The organism is Clostridium sp. LS (assembly GCF_002760435.1).
Taxonomy (GTDB): Bacteria; Bacillota; Clostridia; order Clostridiales; family Clostridiaceae; genus Clostridium.
On the sequence record NZ_AUUU01000031.1, the window covers coordinates 51,186 to 70,478 of the forward strand.

Annotated in this window: 18 protein-coding genes; all 18 read right to left on the minus strand. The window is 30.9% G+C overall.

What is annotated here, in order from left to right; translation table 11 throughout:
• Positions 1 to 68: 68 nt before the first annotated feature.
• Positions 69 to 1,757 (minus strand): GTP-binding protein, encoded by a 1,689-nt coding sequence (locus COL3_RS08195; RefSeq protein WP_008428101.1) that lies wholly within the window; start codon positions 1,755 to 1,757, stop codon positions 69 to 71.
• 1 nt (position 1,758) lies between these two features.
• Positions 1,759 to 2,658: a sulfate adenylyltransferase subunit CysD gene (gene cysD / locus COL3_RS08200; RefSeq protein ID WP_008428102.1), complete on the minus strand. Its 900-nt coding sequence runs from the start codon at positions 2,656 to 2,658 to the stop codon at positions 1,759 to 1,761.
• A 297-nt stretch (positions 2,659 to 2,955) separates the two neighbouring features.
• Positions 2,956 to 3,270 (minus strand): ferredoxin family protein, encoded by a 315-nt coding sequence (locus COL3_RS08205; protein WP_008428103.1) that lies wholly within the window; start codon positions 3,268 to 3,270, stop codon positions 2,956 to 2,958.
• Positions 3,251 to 4,960 carry an adenylyl-sulfate reductase subunit alpha gene (locus tag COL3_RS08210; RefSeq protein WP_008428104.1) on the minus strand — a complete coding sequence of 570 codons (1,710 nt, stop codon included), beginning with the start codon at positions 4,958 to 4,960 and terminating at the stop codon, positions 3,251 to 3,253. The genes COL3_RS08205 and COL3_RS08210 overlap by 20 nt, the downstream gene beginning before the upstream one ends.
• Before the next feature lie 34 nt (positions 4,961 to 4,994).
• Positions 4,995 to 6,059, minus strand: a complete 1,065-nt coding sequence (locus tag COL3_RS08215) for an ABC transporter ATP-binding protein (RefSeq protein WP_008428105.1) — start codon at positions 6,057 to 6,059, stop codon at positions 4,995 to 4,997.
• 3 nt (positions 6,060 to 6,062) lie between these two features.
• Positions 6,063 to 6,878: a sulfate ABC transporter permease subunit CysW gene (gene cysW, locus COL3_RS08220; protein WP_180277928.1), complete on the minus strand. Its 816-nt coding sequence runs from the start codon at positions 6,876 to 6,878 to the stop codon at positions 6,063 to 6,065.
• Positions 6,879 to 6,905: 27 nt separating this feature from the next.
• Positions 6,906 to 7,730 (minus strand): sulfate ABC transporter permease subunit CysT, encoded by an 825-nt coding sequence (gene cysT, locus COL3_RS08225; protein ID WP_008428107.1) that lies wholly within the window; start codon positions 7,728 to 7,730, stop codon positions 6,906 to 6,908.
• A 58-nt stretch (positions 7,731 to 7,788) separates the two neighbouring features.
• On the minus strand, positions 7,789 to 8,826 hold the full coding sequence (locus tag COL3_RS08230; RefSeq protein WP_008428108.1) for a sulfate ABC transporter substrate-binding protein: 1,038 nt from the start codon (positions 8,824 to 8,826) through the stop codon (positions 7,789 to 7,791).
• A gap of 343 nt (positions 8,827 to 9,169) precedes the next feature.
• A complete protein-coding gene (locus tag COL3_RS08235) occupies positions 9,170 to 10,219 on the minus strand; it encodes a sulfate ABC transporter substrate-binding protein (protein WP_008428110.1) in 1,050 nt (349 codons plus the stop codon).
• A 344-nt stretch (positions 10,220 to 10,563) separates the two neighbouring features.
• A complete protein-coding gene (locus COL3_RS08240; protein ID WP_008428112.1) occupies positions 10,564 to 10,728 on the minus strand; it encodes a FeoB-associated Cys-rich membrane protein in 165 nt (54 codons plus the stop codon).
• A 71-nt stretch (positions 10,729 to 10,799) separates the two neighbouring features.
• Positions 10,800 to 12,950 carry a ferrous iron transport protein B gene (feoB, locus tag COL3_RS08245; protein ID WP_008428114.1) on the minus strand — a complete coding sequence of 717 codons (2,151 nt, stop codon included), beginning with the start codon at positions 12,948 to 12,950 and terminating at the stop codon, positions 10,800 to 10,802.
• A gap of 131 nt (positions 12,951 to 13,081) precedes the next feature.
• On the minus strand, positions 13,082 to 13,303 hold the full coding sequence (locus tag COL3_RS08250; RefSeq protein WP_008428116.1) for a ferrous iron transport protein A: 222 nt from the start codon (positions 13,301 to 13,303) through the stop codon (positions 13,082 to 13,084).
• Positions 13,304 to 13,325: 22 nt separating this feature from the next.
• Positions 13,326 to 13,535 carry a FeoA family protein gene (locus COL3_RS08255; protein WP_008428119.1) on the minus strand — a complete coding sequence of 70 codons (210 nt, stop codon included), beginning with the start codon at positions 13,533 to 13,535 and terminating at the stop codon, positions 13,326 to 13,328.
• A 295-nt stretch (positions 13,536 to 13,830) separates the two neighbouring features.
• Positions 13,831 to 14,295, minus strand: a complete 465-nt coding sequence (locus COL3_RS08260; protein ID WP_180277925.1) for a hypothetical protein — start codon at positions 14,293 to 14,295, stop codon at positions 13,831 to 13,833.
• Between the two features lie 35 nt (positions 14,296 to 14,330).
• Entirely contained in the window at positions 14,331 to 16,148 is a 1,818-nt protein-coding gene (locus COL3_RS08265; RefSeq protein ID WP_008428124.1) for a PAS domain-containing sensor histidine kinase, read from the minus strand.
• A 402-nt stretch (positions 16,149 to 16,550) separates the two neighbouring features.
• Entirely contained in the window at positions 16,551 to 17,759 is a 1,209-nt protein-coding gene (locus tag COL3_RS08270) for an NADP-dependent isocitrate dehydrogenase (protein ID WP_008428126.1), read from the minus strand.
• Between the two features lie 119 nt (positions 17,760 to 17,878).
• The gene (locus tag COL3_RS08275; protein ID WP_008428129.1) at positions 17,879 to 18,175 is read right to left on the minus strand and encodes a hypothetical protein; all 297 of its coding nucleotides are present in this window, start codon (positions 18,173 to 18,175) and stop codon (positions 17,879 to 17,881) included.
• 161 nt (positions 18,176 to 18,336) lie between these two features.
• Positions 18,337 to 19,263 (minus strand): CPBP family intramembrane glutamic endopeptidase, encoded by a 927-nt coding sequence (locus tag COL3_RS08280; RefSeq protein WP_008428130.1) that lies wholly within the window; start codon positions 19,261 to 19,263, stop codon positions 18,337 to 18,339.
• Between the last annotated feature and the right edge of the window lie 30 nt (positions 19,264 to 19,293).

A 19,293-nucleotide genomic window follows, 5' to 3' on the forward strand; every position in this document is an offset into this window, starting at 1 on the left:
ATTGTATCTACAATCTATTGATGCTAAACTTTATTCCAACGAATATAATTGATTAGTCAATGTATTTCCTAGTTAGTACTATGAAAAACTACTTTTCTATAAGTCTCAAATCTAACCCATTTATTTAAGAAATCTCCTAGAGTTTTCTCGTTAGTTTCTTTATATTCATTTAAGAATGTTGTAACTTCCTCATTGGAATTTACCTTAACTTCAAATCCTCTACCATTTATAACTGGAACTTCTTGATATTTATATTCATCAATTAATTTAATGCCAGCAATTTTCTTATCTCTTACTTCAATTGCTACTCCATCACGAAGAACTAATAAATCAAAGTTTTCTGGATATTGGTAACTATCACCTTCTATTGGAAGTTCATCGCCTACAGTATAAGTTTTTTCTTCTGGTTTATATTTGAATATAGATAGAGTTTCTGTATCATAATAGAATTCTTCAAAAATGTCTCCTCTTGCTTTTAATTCATTGTATTCAAAAGCAAATTTTCCATTTTTAGCATCATTATTATGAACATCTTCTATAACACCACAAGCTGATGTCATGTTAGTGATACGGTCTATTAAAATAAGTTCTCCTAATGTTTTATGTGCATCGAACTTATCAACTACTATCTTTTCAGAAAGTAAAATATCACATGCTGCTATTTCATTTTTTGTTAAATAGCCAGTTGGTAAATGTTCTCCAGTGTTAACATCAATTTTATACTTTACATCTGTTACTACACCAGTTAACATCTTAGTTCCTACTTTAACAAAATACTCTTTGCCTGCTGTTAATTCCGAGTCATCCATCCAAAGAATTTTTGCACTAAGCAGCTTGCTTGGAGCAATGCTAGTTCCTTTTGTAAGTACACAGCCTCTTGATACGTCAACTTCTTTATTAAGCTGTATTGTAACCGCCTGTCCTTGCCCTGCACTTTGTGATTCCTTATCTGTAACATGAATGCTTTTTACTAGAGCTTTTTCATTACTAGGAAGAGTTGTAATTTCATCTCCTACAGCGATGCTTCCTGCTTCAATTTCCCCTTGGAATCCTCTAAAAGTATGATTAGGCCTACATACTCTTTGAACTGGCATATAGAAGCCTTCTTCTGATTTATTATCAATCTCTACATTTTCTAGATATGTTAAAAGTGCCTCTCCATTATACCACGGAGTATTTTCTGACTTCTTTGTAACATTATCCCCTTCTGTAGCTGATACTGGAATTATATGAACATTTTCTAATGAAAGTTCTTTTACTAATTCTTTAATTTGATCTTCAATTTCTAGAAATCTCTCGTGGCTGTATCCTACTAAGTCAATCTTATTAACTGCAAATACAAAATGTTTTACACCCATTAAAGAACAAATTCTTGCATGTCTTCTTGTTTGAACAAGTACTCCTTGCTTTGCATCTATTAATATAATAGCAAGCTCTGCAAAAGATGCACCTACCGCCATGTTTCTAGTATATTCTTCGTGTCCTGGAGTATCTGCTACTATAAAACTTCTATTATCAGTTGTAAAATAACGATATGCAACGTCTATTGTAATTCCTTGTTCACGTTCTGCCATTAAGCCATCTAATAATAGAGAATAGTCTATTGCTCCGCCTCTGCTTCCAACTTTACTGTCTAATTCTAAAGCTTTTTCTTGGTCTGCATATAAAAGCTTTGAATCATATAAAATATGTCCTATAAGAGTAGATTTTCCGTCATCTACGCTACCACATGTTATAAACTTTAATAAGCTCTTCATCTTAGAAATACCCCTCTCTCTTTCTTCTTTCCATACTACCTGCTGCTTCACTATCAATAACTCTAGTTGTTCTCTCAGATGATACGGCACTAAGGGTTTCCTCAATAATCGCATCTAAAGTAACTGCATCTGATTCAAAACCACCTGTTAATGGATAACATCCAAGTGTTCTAAATCTTATTGTTTTATGTTCAACCTTCTCACCTGGTAATAGTTTCAATCTATCATCATCTACCATAATAATATTACCATCACGCTCAATGCATGGTCTTTCTTTTGCAAAATATAGAGGCACGATATCAATATTTTCACGCTTTATATATTGCCATATGTCATTTTCAGTCCAATTTGAAATTGGGAAAACTCTCATACTTTCACCTTTATTTATTTTAGTGTTATAAAGTTTCCACATCTCTGGTCTTTGATTTTTAGGGTCCCATGCTTGTGCTTCATTTCTGAAAGAGAAAATTCTTTCCTTCGCACGAGATTTTTCTTCATCACGACGACCACCACCAAAGGCTGCTGTAAACCCATATTTGCTTAAACCTTGTTTTAAAGCTTGAGTCTTCATAATGTCAGTATATGCTGAACCATGATCAAAAGGATTAATTCCTTGCTTTACTCCATCTTCGTTCGAATGGACAATCATTTCTATTCCTAATTTTTTAGCTGTATTATCACGAAAATCAATCATTTCTTTAAACTTCCATGTTGTATCTATATGCATAAAAGGAAATGGCGGTTTTTCAGGATAAAATGCTTTCATTGCAAGATGTAACATAACTGAACTGTCTTTACCAATAGAATATAACATTACTGGCTTTTCACATTCTGCAGCTACTTCTCTAATAATATAAATTGCTTCTGCTTCTAATTTATCAAGATGTGATAATTCACTCATATATTAGTCCCCCTTGTGTACTAAGTAAAATTTTGAAATTTATATGTTGCAATTAAAAATTTACAATTGTAGTTAAAGTTCTAAAGAGAAAGCTCAAAGAACAAAATATAAAATGCACTATGTGAAAGTGCAGCTAACCAAATGTAAAATTTGGAGCTTTACTTTTTGATTCCCACTTTTTCAAGCATCACTTTCCTTACAGGATTTCTTGAATTCATAAAGTAGAATTACTCTGATAAAAGTCAAGGACTTTCATACTTCAACTGTAAACTGTTAATTGTAAATTGTTAACTGAATTTAGTATTGATTCGAATCTTTACGGTTTATTTTAATTGAATGCTCTGTTCCATCAGTTTCTTCAATTTTCCAATCCGCAATATCATCTTTAAATTTAACTGTAAGTTTGCTTCCTCTTCCACCCATATCTGCTCCTAGATATAATGAAATTGAACCTGTAGGGCATTCTTTTATACAAGAAGAGCATCCCCAACAATCTTTAGGATATTTTATATAAACTTTTCCATCATCTCTTAATTTTATAAGACTTCCAGGACACACAGCTAAACATTTTTTGCATCCTATGCATTTATTCTTATCTATTGCTATGCTCATATGTTTCACCTCTTCCCACTAAATCTCTATATAAAATTGTAAGTTTTCCATCTTCAAGCTTTGAATTAACATATTTAAGCCATTCGTCACTCTTTTCTGGATAATCAAGATTCTCTGCAAAGCTATGCCATCTAGTTTCTTTTCTAGCCTTTAAGTGAGCAATTACAGATTTACAAAGAGTAAGTCTCTCTTTTAACTCATATACAAACATTAACTCATGCATATCTTCTGCGTGCAGATTCTCACTTAATTTTTCAATTTGCTCAATTTTCTCAGCAGCAAGTTCAAGCTGCTTTTCATTGAATTGATAACTACTTCCAATTCCACCTGCATAAGTATCCATTACCTTCTGCATTGCTTCTTCAAGTTGTTCAACATTGAATATTTGATTTTCAGAATTTAATACTTTTTCAACTTCTGCTTTCTTTTTCTCTATCAGTGAGTCTTCTTCAGCTTTTGATAAAGTAATATTATTCTCATCACTATTTATTGCTTCTACTGCTGCTTTTGCTGCAATTTCACCTTCTACTAATGCACCTGTAACATATTTTTGCGGACATCCACCTGCTACATCACCTGCTGCATAAAGACCTTTTATTGTAGTCTCTCTTTTAGTATCAACCCAATATCCGCTAGCAGTGTGTCCACCTACTATGTATGGTTCTGTACCTTCAATTTCTACATTTTGCTCACTTGGATTTTTGCCTGATTCTATCCATTTTAAAGTTTGGCTAGGTGCCATGTTTAAATATGCCTTCTTCAATTCTTCATCTTGGGCAGAGCTAATACCTTCTGTTCTTAAATAACAAGGACCTCTACCTTCTTGATTTTCCTTTACTGTGCCATAAACTCTTTCTGAAGTAGTTAATCCATATTTTGTTTCATATACTTCACCTTTTGAATTTACTTGCTTTGCCCCAACACCTTGCGCAATTGTACCTGTAGGTGCTATAGTGTCCTTGCATCTTAAAGCAATGAATCTCATTTCAAAAGTTGTCATTTCAGCTCCAGCTTTTATTCCCATAGCATATCCCGCTCCAGTATTAAATGGAGGATACCACATTTTATGTCTTGAGAACCCTGGATTGTTAGGTTTATATAACCCTGCTGCTCCACCTGTAGCACATATTACTTTTTTAGCTTTAATTTCATATAGAGTCTCATCTTCAACTCCTACTGCAAAGGCTCCAAGTATATGATTATCTTTTACAATATAATCAATAACATTAACTTGATTCATAACTGTAACATCTGGAAGCTTTTTAACTGCATCTGCTAAAATAGGTTTAATATTTTCACCATTAATTTTAATATTTCTATTTCCTCTAGCTACATATTCACCATTTTCATCTTTTAAAATAACAAGCCCTAAATCTTCTAGTTTTTTTGTTACTTTATTTAAGCCTTGTGACATTGTAAGTAGTAAATCTTCTCTTACAATATTATCCGCATCCTTTTTAGCATAATCTACATAGTCTTCTGGAGTTCTTCCTTTAACTATATAAGCATTAATTGCATTTACTCCTGCTGCAAGACAGCCGCTTCTTTTAATATTAGCTTTTTCGAGAATAAGTACAGATGCATTAGAATTTTCTTCTCGTATTGTTAGTGCTGCATAGCACCCAGCAGTACCCCCGCCAATAATTAATATATCTGTCTCTAATTGTTTTACTTGAACGTTCTTACTCATAGCATATCTCCTTTTTCTAAGGTCAATATTTTTACTAAATAAATACAGACATTTCTTCTGTCTTAATTTTGTTTTCTACAACATTAGCGCTATTCTCATTAAATGCATAAACTCTATGAATTAAAACTAAAACTTCTTCGCCAATTTTTAGTTCTTCATCCTCTAAACTGCGGTATGCATAAAGTATTTGGTTTCCTACCTGTACATCTATTTCAAGATTATTTCCTCTAAAAGCAATATCTTTTATAATTCCTTTTTCTGCTGCAAGAGGAGTTAATATTTCTTTGTCATTTTTAGCTATTTGTATAAATTCCGGACGTACTATTGCCTTTGTTTCTTTAGGGTTTACAGCTTCAAATCCCTTTAGCTTAGTATAATCTTCTATAAGATTTGATTCACCGATAAATTGTGCCACAAAAGGAGTCTTTGGATTTTTATATATCTCAACAGGAGTTCCTTTTTGCTCAATCTTACCTTTATTAGTTATTATTATTTCATCTGCTACTTCTACTGCTTCATCTTGATCGTGAGTTACAAAGATACTTGTTATTCCTAATTTTGAAATTGTTTCTCTAAGCCATCTCCTAAGCTCTTTTCTTACTTTTGCATCTATAGCTGCAAAAGGCTCATCCAATAGTAACAGCTGTGGATTAGGTGCAAGTGCTCTAGCAAAGGCTACACGTTGTCTTTGCCCACCAGACAATTGTCCTGGGTATCTTTTTTCAAGTCCTTTAAGACCTATAAGCTCTATGAGCTCCATAACTCTTTCATGTATATAGTCTTTTTTAGCCTTCTGCACTACAAGGCCAAAAGCTATATTATCATAAACTGTCATATGACGAAATAAAGCATAACTTTGAAAAACAAAACCTATTCCTCTTTTTCCTGCTTCTATATCATTAACCTTAACCCCATTAATAATGATATCACCGTCATCAGGCGTTTCAAGCCCCGCTATCATTCTAAGTATTGTAGTCTTACCACTTCCACTTGGACCTAAAAGACCAATTAACTTTCCTTGCTCTATTCTAAAATTAACATTATCAGAGGCTTTATAATCTCCGAAATTTTTATTAATATTCTTTAATTCTACATACATGTCCTAAACCCCCTTCTTGCTTTTCCATTCCACAATGTTACGTAATATTAAAACAACAATTGCAATAATAACTAATATAGAAGCAACTGCAAAGGCTGCTGAAAATTGATACTCATTATATAAAATCTCAATGTGTAATGGTAAAGTATTTGTCTTTCCTCTAATATGGCCAGATACTACAGAAACTGCTCCAAATTCTCCCATAGCTCTTGCCGCACAAAGTATCACTCCATATATAAGTCCCCATTTAATATTAGGAAGAGTTATTTTTCTAAATATATTAAAGCCATTAGCTCCCATCATTGCCGCTGCTTCTTCTTCATCAGTCCCCTGAGCATTCATAAGAGGTATTATTTCTCTTGCTACGAATGGAAATGTTACAAATATTGTTGCGAGTATTATTCCTGGTACAGCAAAAACAATCTTCAAATTATTTTCAACTAAAATACTTTCCAAAAAACTTCCTTTTCCAAAAGTTAGTACAAATATCAACCCTGCAATTACAGGTGAAATCGCAAATGGCAAATCAATTAAAGTTCCCAACAGGTTTTTTCCTTTAAACTGAAATTTTGTAATAGCCCACGCAATACATATACCAAATATAGTATTCATAATTGTTGCTATTAACGTAGCTATTAGTGTAAGGTTCATAGCTTTAAGAGTGTATCCATCTGAAACTGCTTTAACATATCCATTAAACCCATTGGCCAAAGCTTCCGAAATTATAGATATTAGTGGGATAATAAGCATTAATATAAGAAACAATACACTTATACCTATTAAACCATATTTCAAGAATTTATTTTCCCTTCTATGCATTGATGTCTTTTTCACTTACTACTCACCTCATATCTTCTTTAATTTACTATTGTATAGCTGAATTCCGTTTATGACAAATAATATTAAAAATGAAGCACCTAACATAACTAATGCTATTGCAGTAGCACCGCTATAATCATATTGTTCTAATTTTGACATAATCAAAAGAGGTGCAATCTCTGTTTTCATTGGAAGATTTCCTGCTATGAAAACTACACTGCCATATTCACCAACACCTCTAGCAAAAGCCAAACCAAAACCTGTCAATAATGGTGCTGATATTTCTGGAAATATTACTTTAAAAAAAGTCCTTGTTCTGCTAGCTCCAAGCATTGCTGCTGCTTCTTCATATTGACTATCCAAATCTTCAAGAACTGGCTGAATAGTTCTTACAACAAACGGAATCCCAATAAATGTTAAAGCGATAACAATTCCTAAAATGGAGAAAGAAGATTTAATTCCAAAAGAATAAAATATCTTTCCTATCCACCCATTTTCAGAATATAAAGTAGTAAGAGATATACCTGCTACCGCTGTTGGAAGGGCAAATGGTAAATCAATTATTCCATCTATAAATCTTTTAAATGGAAAATCATATCTTACTAAAACCCATGCTAAAATCACTCCAAATATACTATTTATTATTGCTGCTATAAATGCTGCTCCAAAACTAACTAGATATGAATGTAATACTCTTGAATCTAATACGGTTTTAAGAAACTTATCTAATCCCATTCCTCCTGACTTTATAACCAAAGCTGACAAAGGAATTAAGACAATAAGACTTAAGTAAACAAGAGAATATCCCATTGTCAATTTAAATCCAGGAATAACTCTTTTTGACTTGCTCATATTCATCCCCCACTCTACGAAAATAATTAATACTCTTTAAAATTCCACTCTAATATTATTAGCTTTTTGGTATATAGATTTGATCAAATGTTCCACCATCAGCAAAATGCGTCGATTGTGCCTTTTTCCATCCTCCAAACAATGGATCATCTATAGTTACAAGATCCAACTTTGGAAATGTATCCTTGTATTCTTCAGCAACTTCTTTATCTCTTGGCCTATAATAATTTTCAGCTACTAATTCCTGTCCTTCTTTGGTATATAAGTAATCTAAATAAGCCTCAGCAACTTCTTTGGTCCCTCTTTTATCAGCAACTTTATCTACCACTGCAACTGATGGCTCTGTCAAAATACTTAATGATGGAGTAACTATTTCATAATTATCTTTTCCAAGCTGTTGTAATGACAACATAGCTTCATTTTCCCAAGCAATAAGCACATCTCCTAATCCTCTTCTAACAAAACTAGTAGTTGCTCCTCTTGATCCTGAATCTAGTACAACTACGTTTGAATATAACTTAGACATAAAATCTTTTATGGATTTTTCATCTCCATTATATTTTTTTGACGCATATGCCCATGCCGCTAAGTAATTCCACCTAGCTCCCCCTGAAGTTTTTGGGTTAGGAGTTACAATTGAAACGCCATCTTTCGTTAAATCATCCCAATCTTTTATATTCTTTGGATTCCCTTTTCTAACAAGAAAAACAATAGTAGATGTATATGGCGCACTATTTTCTTTAAACCTGCTTTGCCAATCACTATCCACAAGGCCAGCCTTACTTATAGCATCAATATCATATCCTAATGCTAAAGTAACTATATCAGCATCTAATCCTCCCATAACTGCTTGTGCCTGTGAACCAGATCCTCCGTGTGATTGATCTATTGTTACATCTTGTCCAGTTTTTTCTTTCCAATACTTTTCAAAACTCTCATTAAATTTTGTGTATAACTCTCTTGTTGGATCATATGATACATTCAAAAGTTCTACTGATTTCTTACCATTGCTAGCTTGTTGCTTCCCACAACCTGCAAAAGCCCCAATTACTAGAGCAGTTGAAAGCACTAAACTTAAAATTATAGTTTTTTTCACAATGTTCGCCCCTATCGTCTTATTATAAATATTTAATTATTCATATATGTTTAGTAGGCTTTTAGGTTAACAATATGCTCCAAAATAATATTACTTTTATTTCCAAACCAATCCGTAATATCAGTTTTCATGGGAAATAATACTAGGTATTCTTATTAAGTATTTTTATTTTTTTCTTATAAATCTTACCTGATTTCCTACTAATTTTATAAACTTTATATGAAATATACTATAAAGTAAATTCATGCTTTTGTCAATAAATTTGCTCGAAAAATATTATAATTAACCCAAATAAAACCTACCAATATAAATAGATACTTATATTAGTAGGTTTTTGAATTATTTACTTCTTTGGAATATAAATTTGATCAAATGTTCCACCATCAGCAAAGTGCGTTGCTTGTGCTTTTGCCCATCCTCCAAATTCGCCATCAATCGTAACTAAGTTAACATCCGGGAAAGTATTCTTATACTTTTCAGCAACTTCTTTATCTCTAGGTCTATAGTAGTTTTGAGCTGCTATTTCTTGTCCCTCTTTAGTATATAAATAATCTAAATAAGCTTGTGAAACTTCTCGTGTTCCTTTTTTATCAACTACTTTATCAACTACTGCGACTGATGGTTCTGCTAAAATACTCAATGACGGTACAACTACCTCATATTTATCCTTTCCAAGTTGATCAAGTGATAAAAGAGCTTCATTTTCCCACGCAATAAGCACATCTCCTAATCCTCTTTCAACAAAACTTGTTGTTGCTCCTCTAGCTCCTGAATCAAGTACAGCAACATTTGAATATAACTTAGACATGAAATCCTTTATAGCTTTTTCATCACCATTATATTGTTTTGATGCATAAGCCCACGCAGCTAAATAATTCCATCTAGCACCACCAGAAGTTTTTGGATTTGGTGTTATAATAGAAACTCCATCTTTAGTCAAGTCATTCCAATCCTTTATATTCTTAGGATTTCCTTTTCTTACAAGAAAAACAATTGTTGATGTATATGGTGCACTGTTGTCTTTAAATTTACTTTGCCAATCACTCTTAATAAGCCCCGACTGACTTATAGCATCAACGTCATATCCCAACGCTAAAGTAACGACATCGGCTTCTAACCCTCCAATAACTGATTGTGCCTGCGCACCAGATCCTCCATGTGATTGATTTATTGTTACATCTTGTCCAGTCTTATCTTTCCAATACTTAATGAAGCTTTCATTAAACTTTGTGTACAATTCTCTTGTTGGATCATATGATACATTTAATATTTCTACTGGCTTTTTACTATTATCCGTACTTTCACTCTTAGTATCTTGCTTACCACATCCAACAAATGCCCCCATTATTAAAGTAGCTGATAGCATTACACTTAAAATTCTTGTCTTTTTCATTATATTTGCCCCTTTCAATTATATTATTTTTCATATATGTTTAGTAGGTATTGAATCATAATAACTCTATTAAACTTATTTCTTGTTCAAAATAATAGTAAGTTAATAAATACTGAAAATCCATAAAATAGATTTCAGATATAACAGAATCTCTTACTATTCTTATAAGCATTGTATGAATTATACTATAATTTATATTAATTGTTTTGTCAATATTATTATTCCATAAATTCTATTGATTTTCAGAAAAAACTATACATACCTAAAAACTTTCTAAGTATAACCCAAAAATACCAAGTAGTTTTCTAGTTTTCTACTTGGCATAAATTTATTTTTTAATTCATTTATTTCTTTTGACTCATTACTCCATGGCACGAATTAGCTGAAGAACAACTTGAGCAACCGCAGCCACAACCACTCTCTCCACTCTTAGCTTTTTTTACTTGTTTATATATTACAAGTGCCACCATTCCAAAAATAATACCACCCAAAATAATTGTTGCTACCATAAATACCACTCCTCACTTTAGAATTTAAATAGGTAGTTATATTTAAACTTACCTACGTAATGTTTTCTTTATTATTTTGTATAACTTAATTGTCCTCCTACTTGTTTTTCTTTTGAACTTCCTCCTGTTAATATTACTATTGCAACAACCGCTATAGTAATTATTACTGAAGTTAAAGCTCCAATTAAACTTCCATAACCTAATATGAAACTGCCAACTTGATTAATTAAAAGTGCAACCATATATGCTGTAAATGTTTGGAATCCCAAACTGATCCATGTCCATTTCCATGAACCCATCTCACGTCTTACAGTTGCCATTGCTGCAAAGCAAGGTGCGCAAAGCATATTAAATGCCATAAATGCAAATCCACTAGCTGGTGTAAACAATCCTGAAACAGTCCCTATAAGCGTTGGATCATTTTCAGTTGCTCCAGCTACTCCATATAGAACTCCAAATGTACCAACAAGATTTTCTTTTGCTGCAAGACCAGTAACTGATGAAACAGCTGCTTGCCAGTTTCCAAATCCAAGTGGTGCAAAAATAGGCGCTATTACATTACCTATACTTGCCAAAATACTATCTCCCGCATCTACCATCTCAAATGACCAATTGAATGATTGTAAGAACCATATTAAAACACAAGCAGCGAAAAGTACTGTCCCAGCCTTATAAGCAAATGCCTTTGATCTATCCCACACATGCATCAAAAGCCCCTTTAGACTTGGAATATGATATTGTGGAAGTTCCATAACAAATGGTGAAGGATCTCCTGAAAATAATTTAGTTTTCTTCAGTATAACACCACAAATTATAACCATTGCTATTCCCAAGAAATACGCCGCTGGTGCTACCCAAGAAGCGCCATTAAACAGTGCACTTGCAATTAATGCAATTATAGGCAATTTAGCACTACATGGAATAAAAGTAGTTAACATAATTGTCATCTTTCTATCTCTATCATTTTCCATAGTACGAGATGACATAATACCCGGTACACCACATCCAGAACTAATTAACATTGGAATAAATGATTTTCCAGAAAGCCCAAACTTACGGAATATTCTATCCATTATAAAGGCTACACGAGACATATATCCACAGTCCTCAAGAATTGACAGTAAGAAGAACAATATCGCAATCTGTGGAAGAAATCCTATTACTGAACCTACTCCGCCAATAATTCCATCTACAATTAATGCTTGTAACCAATCTGCAACATTGGCATTCGCTAACCATACTGTAACATTTCCTTGGATTACTTCTGGAAATAACACATTATTTACCCAATCATTCATCATAATTCCAACCGTACTTATTGCTATGTAATATACACCAAACATAATGCATGCAAAAATCGGAAGTGCTAAGAAACGATTTGTAACAATTTTGTCTATTTTATCTGAAGTGGTTTCCTCTCCATTATTAGCTTTCTTAACAGTACTTGAAACAACATCACCTATAAATGCATATCTGTCACTTGTAACAATACTTTCACTATCATCATCAAGTTCATCTTCATATTTTTTTATTATTCCTTCTATTTCATTGAAAGTTATCTCTGAAACATTAAACTTTTCAATAATGTTTTCATCTCTTTCAAAAAGCTTGATTGCAAGCCAATTAGCATCTATTCCATCGTGCGGAATACTTTTATTGATTACTTTTTCTATTTCCTCAAATGCGCTTTTAGCTTCATCAGAAAAAGATACTGCAAAATTTGGTTTCTTCTTTGCTCTTGCAACTTCAACTGCTTTTTCTGATGCTACTTTAACACCATTACCTTTTAGTGCTGAGGTTTCCACCACCGGACATCCAAGAACTTTTGATAACTTATTGATATCTATTTTATCTCCATTTCTCTCTACAATATCCATCATATTTAGAGCTACAACTGTTGGAATTCCTAATTCTAAAATTTGAGTTGTCAAATATAAGTTTCTTTCAATATTTGATGCATCCACAATATTTATAACTGCATCTGGTTTATCATTTATCATAAAATTACGCGTAACAACTTCTTCAATAGTATATGGAGATAAAGAGTAAACTCCTGGCAAATCAACTATCTCAACATCTTTGCTTCCTTTTAGTTTACCACCTTTTTGTTCTACTGTTACTCCTGGCCAATTTCCAACATATTGAGATGACCCTGTAAGTTCATTAAACATAGTAGTCTTTCCGCAGTTCGGATTACCTGCAAGACCTATTTTAATTGACATTTATATTCCCCCCGTACTCAGTTAACAGTTATCAATTAACAGTTAACAGTTTATGATGAAATTCCTTTAGAATTTCTTAAAACATTCTTCAATATTCATAAAAATTTGCTTTTTAATTATTCGTTTCCAAATTACTCTATGACTATCATTTCTGCATCTGCTTTACGAAGTGATAATTCATATCCACGTACCGTTACTTCTATCGGATCTCCAAATGGAGCTACCTTTCGCACATAAACCTCACATCCTCTTGTAATCCCCATGTCCATAATGCGTCTACGAACAGGACCTAATCCATCAACTTTTTTTACTTTCACAGTTTGTCCACATTCTATTTCTTTTAATGTAATCATTATTTTAATTCCTCCTAATCGCTTAAACTATAATTCGACTTGCCATACTTTTGTCTAATGCAACTCTACTATCTTTAATATTTATTATAAGATTGCCTCCAAGTTCAGAGACAATCTTAACTGTTTCTCCAGCTACGAAGCCTAAACTATTTAAAAACTTTCTCGTTTCATCATTTCCAGTTATTTTTTTAATATTTAATTCATTTCCTTTTACTGCTAATATTAGTGGCATATACCTTCACCCCTTCACGTAAATATATGGATTATTTAAAACTCCATCATCTCTTAATTTTGACTTTAAATATTTAATTGATAATAATTTTCATTTTCTTCTCTGTAACTATAATAACACTTTTCCCCCTAATTGAAAATGATTTTCAATGTAATTTCAAAAAAATATCCATTTGTTAATGATAACGTTTTATTTGTATGCATTTATTATATTTATTTATTTTTAGTTTTATATTTTTGTTTTTTTAATAAAAAGATTAAAAAACAAAAAAAATCTCCTTTGGGAGATTTTAATTTTAAAACTCAAACCGAGAATTATTTCTTACTTTATTAATTAAGAATCTTAATACAAAAACAAATAATATAAAAAATATAAAAGAAGGAGCCCCATATAAAATTTTAAGTTTTGAATCACTAAATATATATTCTGTATTACCATGAAGTATATTTTGAATAATAAATAAATCCATAATTTCACATATAAACTCTATAATAGTAACTCCTAAAGTTACTATTATTGATTTTACAATACTAATTTTATTTATTAAAACATTAGTAATTATATATCCTGTCATTGATATCAAAGTATGCACTCCAAAGTCTATGGGCAAAAGTTTTACTCCACAAATTACAACGACACCTATTATAGCTGATAAAAGATACCTTTTTATTTTCATTTTAGTTTGCGACAATGCATAAAATGCCCAAACAAAAAATAACGATTCCGGAATTACTCTTCCGACTAAATACAGTAATGACATCTCAAACATATTCAAAACAACCCTTTCAGTATTAATTAAAACCCGCCGAAATACACATCTGATAATTCCATATTAACCCGTTCAATTATATCATCCTTGATTTCTGTTTCAATCCTTGTATCTTCAATTTCTTTTGAAGGTAGCATAATTATGAATTCACTACCTTGTCCCAATTCACTTTCAAGTTTTATTTCACCATCATGAATTTCAACAAAAGATTTTACAAGTGAAAGTCCTATTCCAGTTCCTTCATGATTTCTTTTTAGAGTTTTGTCCACTTGCGTAAATCTTTCAAATATAAATTCTTTCTTATCAGCAGGTATTCCTATCCCTGTATCCCTTACCGAAATTTCAACTTTATCACCTTTATCTGAAACATTTATATAAATACATCCCCCACTATCAGTAAATTTCAAAGCATTTGAGAGTAAATTTAAAATTATCCTTTCCATTTTATCCACATCAAAAGCAAGTATTTTCTCTTCAATATCAGTATCAAAAATCAATTCAATCCCCTTACTTTCTGCATATGGAACTATAGACATTGCAATTGCTTCAATAATAGAAACAATGTCTTCATTTTGCTTATTAGGAATAATAAATCCAGAATCATATTTTATTATGTCTAGTAAATTATTAACTAACTTGATTAACCTATAGCAATTCTGCTTCATAACATCTAAGTATTTCTTTCTATTTTTTATAAATTCTTCATCATCATAAACATTCAATAATTGCAATGAAGAAAATATTACATTCAATGGTGTCTTTAATTCATGGGATATATTAGAAAAAAATTCTGTTATAAATTTATTCTGCTCCTGAGTTTCATTTAGCAGTTTAATGTTTTCCTTTACCTCTTTTTTTAATTCCTGCACTTGTTTTTCCGGTGTAATATCTCTCATAATTGTTAATATTACTGGAGTTTTTCCATAACTACAATAGGTGGAAACATTATGAATATTAATATTTTCACCGTCTCTATTTACAATCTTTTCTTCAAAAGACACATTTGACTTCTTGTTATCTATTATATCTAAATACTTCGCTTTTGTTTTAATTTCATCCTCTAAATTATAAAAGGTAAAAAGAGATTTTCTCTTTATTTCCTCTGATGATTTAATTCCAAACAACTCTAAAGCTTTCTCATTAAGATATTGTATCTTATTTCCATCATGAATCATAATTGCATAGTGAGAGTATTTTATTAATAAATTATAACAATCTTCATTTTTTAATAGCATTTCCTCTATGTAATCATGTTGTCTCACTTGTTCTTTTAATTCTGACTCTAGTAATTCTCTCTGATCACTTTCAAATTTTTTATATTCGCCTAAAACCCAAGCAATCATAATAAAACCTAAAGCTAACATTAAGTCATTTTCAAAATATATGTTAACTTTTAGATTTGGAGCAAAGAATAAATCTATGAATAAAATAATTATTGATGAGACTATAGATACTAATATACCTCTTTTTTTTCCAAACGATATTGTAGAAGAAATAATGCTGAATATAAATAAATACTTATATTGACTTTGATACGTATGTGATAAAAGTATTAATATGCATAACATTAAAGTAAAAGCACAATCCTCAACCATCTGAACAACTTCAATATTTCTAAATTTAAATATGTATATATAAGAAAAAGACCACAATAAGATAGCAATCAATAAAAACATTGGGATAAATAGAATAGCATAATTATTTAATGAAATACCACCTAAGTAATCTGAATTGTTAACTAATTCATTTATACTAATTATTGAAACAAGTAATAAAACACCAAATTTAGCTATTGATATTGTTCCAAGTATATTTCTGTATCTGTTATTGTTAATTGTACTCACTTAATTCACCCTCTAGCTATAGATATGAAACTTTCGCAATTATAAAAAATACAATATTTTTATAGTTAAAGTAATAATTGTTTATAAAATATAACTTTTTACTTAAACAATCTTTCATTTACTAACATGATATAATAAATAATACAAAAAATCTACATTTTTTTACACAATTATAGAAAAATAAACCTTAAAAATAACATAATTTTGCTATATTTAAATCGATCATTGTGGCTTTCTAAAAAATACTTAAAAGCATATATAACTTTAATAATATCATAATTATTTTATAATTTGTTTAATTTATTTAGTATTGTAATTAAAAACAAAAAAGGCTGCACCAAAATAGAAATTATTTTTTACTCTGATACAGCCTTTTTTATACAGTTATTTTGTTAAGACTAATTATAGGATTTCTTCTAGTGTCTTTCTTATAGCCTTGATAAAATCAAAAGTATTTAATGTTTGAATATTATCATGCTCAGCTAGCAATGCTAAATCCTTAGTCATGATACCATCTTCAATCGTCTTAATAGAAGCTTTTTCTAATTTTTCTGCAAAATCAACTAAATCTGAATTATTATCTAATTCTCCTCTTTTTTTCAAAGCTCCAGACCAAGCAAATATTGTTGCTATTGAATTTGTTGAAGTTTCTTCACCTTTTAAATGTTTATAGTAATGCCTTTGAACAGTACCATGAGCTGCTTCATATTCATAATTTCCTTCCGGAGAAACCAATACAGATGTCATCATTGCAAGTGAACCAAAAGCTGTAGCAACCATATCACTCATAACATCTCCATCATAGTTCTTACAAGCCCAGATTATTCCACCTTCTGATTTAACCACTCTTGCAACGACATCATCAATTAATGTGTAGAAATACTCAATACCAGCTTTATCAAAATTAGCTTTATATTCAGCATCAAAAATATCTTGGAATATATCTTTAAATGTATGATCATATTTCTTTGAAATAGTATCTTTAGTTGCAAACCATAAGTCTTGTTTAGTATCTAAGGCAAAGCTAAAGCAAGCTCTTGCAAAGCTTTCTATTGACTTATTAAGGTTATGCATTCCAAGAACTACACCGTCACCTGTAAAATTATGTACTAATTCTCTCTTTTCTTCCCCAGTTTCAGAAGTAAATACAAGCTCACACTTACCTTTTCCTTCTATTTTCATTTCAACATCTCTATAAACATCACCATATGCATGTCTTGCTATAGTAATAGGCTTTTTCCATGTTCTAACGTATGGTTTTACTGGTTCTACTATAATTGGTGCTCTAAATACTGTACCATCTAAAATTGCTCTTATAGTACCATTAGGACTTTTCCACATTTCTTTTAAATCATATTCTTTTACTCTTGCAGCATTAGGTGTTATTGTTGCGCATTTTACACCTACTTTATATTTTTTAATTGCTTCTGCCGCATCTACAGTAACTTGATCATTAGTTTCATTTCTATATTCTAATCCAAGATCATAATATTCTGTATTTAATTCAATAAAAGGATTTAGTAATTCCTCTTTTATTGCACCCCAAATAATTCTAGTCATTTCATCTCCATCCATTTCAACTAATGGAGTCGACATTTTAATTTTTTCCATGTTTATTGCCTCCTATTGCTTATATTATCTTTAATTCCTAGAGATAATTATACAATACTGCTAGTTTTTTATCAAATAAAACCCAGTCTACAAACTGAGTTTTATTATAACATTAAATATTATTTCTTAGATTGTGCCTTATTGTCTATATCCTCATACTCAACGTCAATAATTTCTCCATTTGTGTAATCATCGGTTTCAATTTCATAACTCTGATAATCATTTGAATTATTATAATTATTCGAGCCTTTCTTTGCTTTTTTATCTTTAATAAAACCTACAATTTTTACTCCAACGTAGGATATCAATCCTATTAGCAAAAGCCATGGAAGAAGCCTTAGTATTACACTTCCAACAATAAATACAATGCAGATTCCTCCAATAATATATATATACTTTTTAATATCTCCACTCATCACACTTAACCTCTACAATCCTTAAATTTATCTGATAGTAATTAAGAAACAAACCACTTAACTTTATAATATTGAATGCAAGCTTAACTTAATTTATCTTGAGTATAAATATTATTATATATTAACATAATTCTACTTACAATCCTCAAAGATATACTCAATTATATTATGTGCCTCCTGTCAGGTAAAAATTTATATATTATTAATATTGTAACTAAAAGTAGTACAGTAACCACTAATCCGCCTTCTGGACCGAAACTGCCTCCATTTATTATATTAGGATTTACTGTTTTTATTGTATAGATAGAATCTGTAGTATTTCCACTAACTAAAAATCCAAAAATATCTCCTTGAAAATAATTCCATGTTATATGATAGCCTATACCTATCCATATATTCTTAGTTTTTATGAATATATAACCCACGGAAATTCCAAATAAAAATAAGTTGATGTATGCTATAAAACTTATTCCTTGATTCATTGAATGCATTAATGCAAAAATTATAGATGATACAATAATAGGAACATATGCATTTTTTGTTTGCTTTAAGACTGTCATGCAGTATCCCCTTGCAAAAAGCTCCTCATTAATTCCAACAAAAATAAAAAGAATTAATTGCATGATCAGCGACATTGAAAAGATAGGTTTATTAAAACTATTTACAAGTTCAACGGACCTTGTACATAATAATATAATCGCTACAATTGTAAAAGATATACCTCCGCATAATAAACCAATGCCTAGATCTCTCCAGCTACTTTTTATATTTGTAAATCCCATATCTGAAACTTTTCTTTTCTCCCATATTTTCCAAAATAGAATTACAAAGAATATCATTATTAAACATTGAAGTAAACTTAGGAACGCCCCTGGGAAATGGTTCATACCTGAAAATTGTTCCGCAATATACTTTGCACCTTTATCATCTCTAGTTAATAATTCTGGTTTTACAATGACCATAATTATGCCACATAATGCACTAAACATAACTGATGCAAATATAGTTGCAGCAAAAAACGATATAAATACAATTAATATTTTCCACCCAGATCTAATTTGATTCTCAGTATTTTTAAAAATTCTCATTTATCTCTCTAATCCCCCTTATGAACTTTT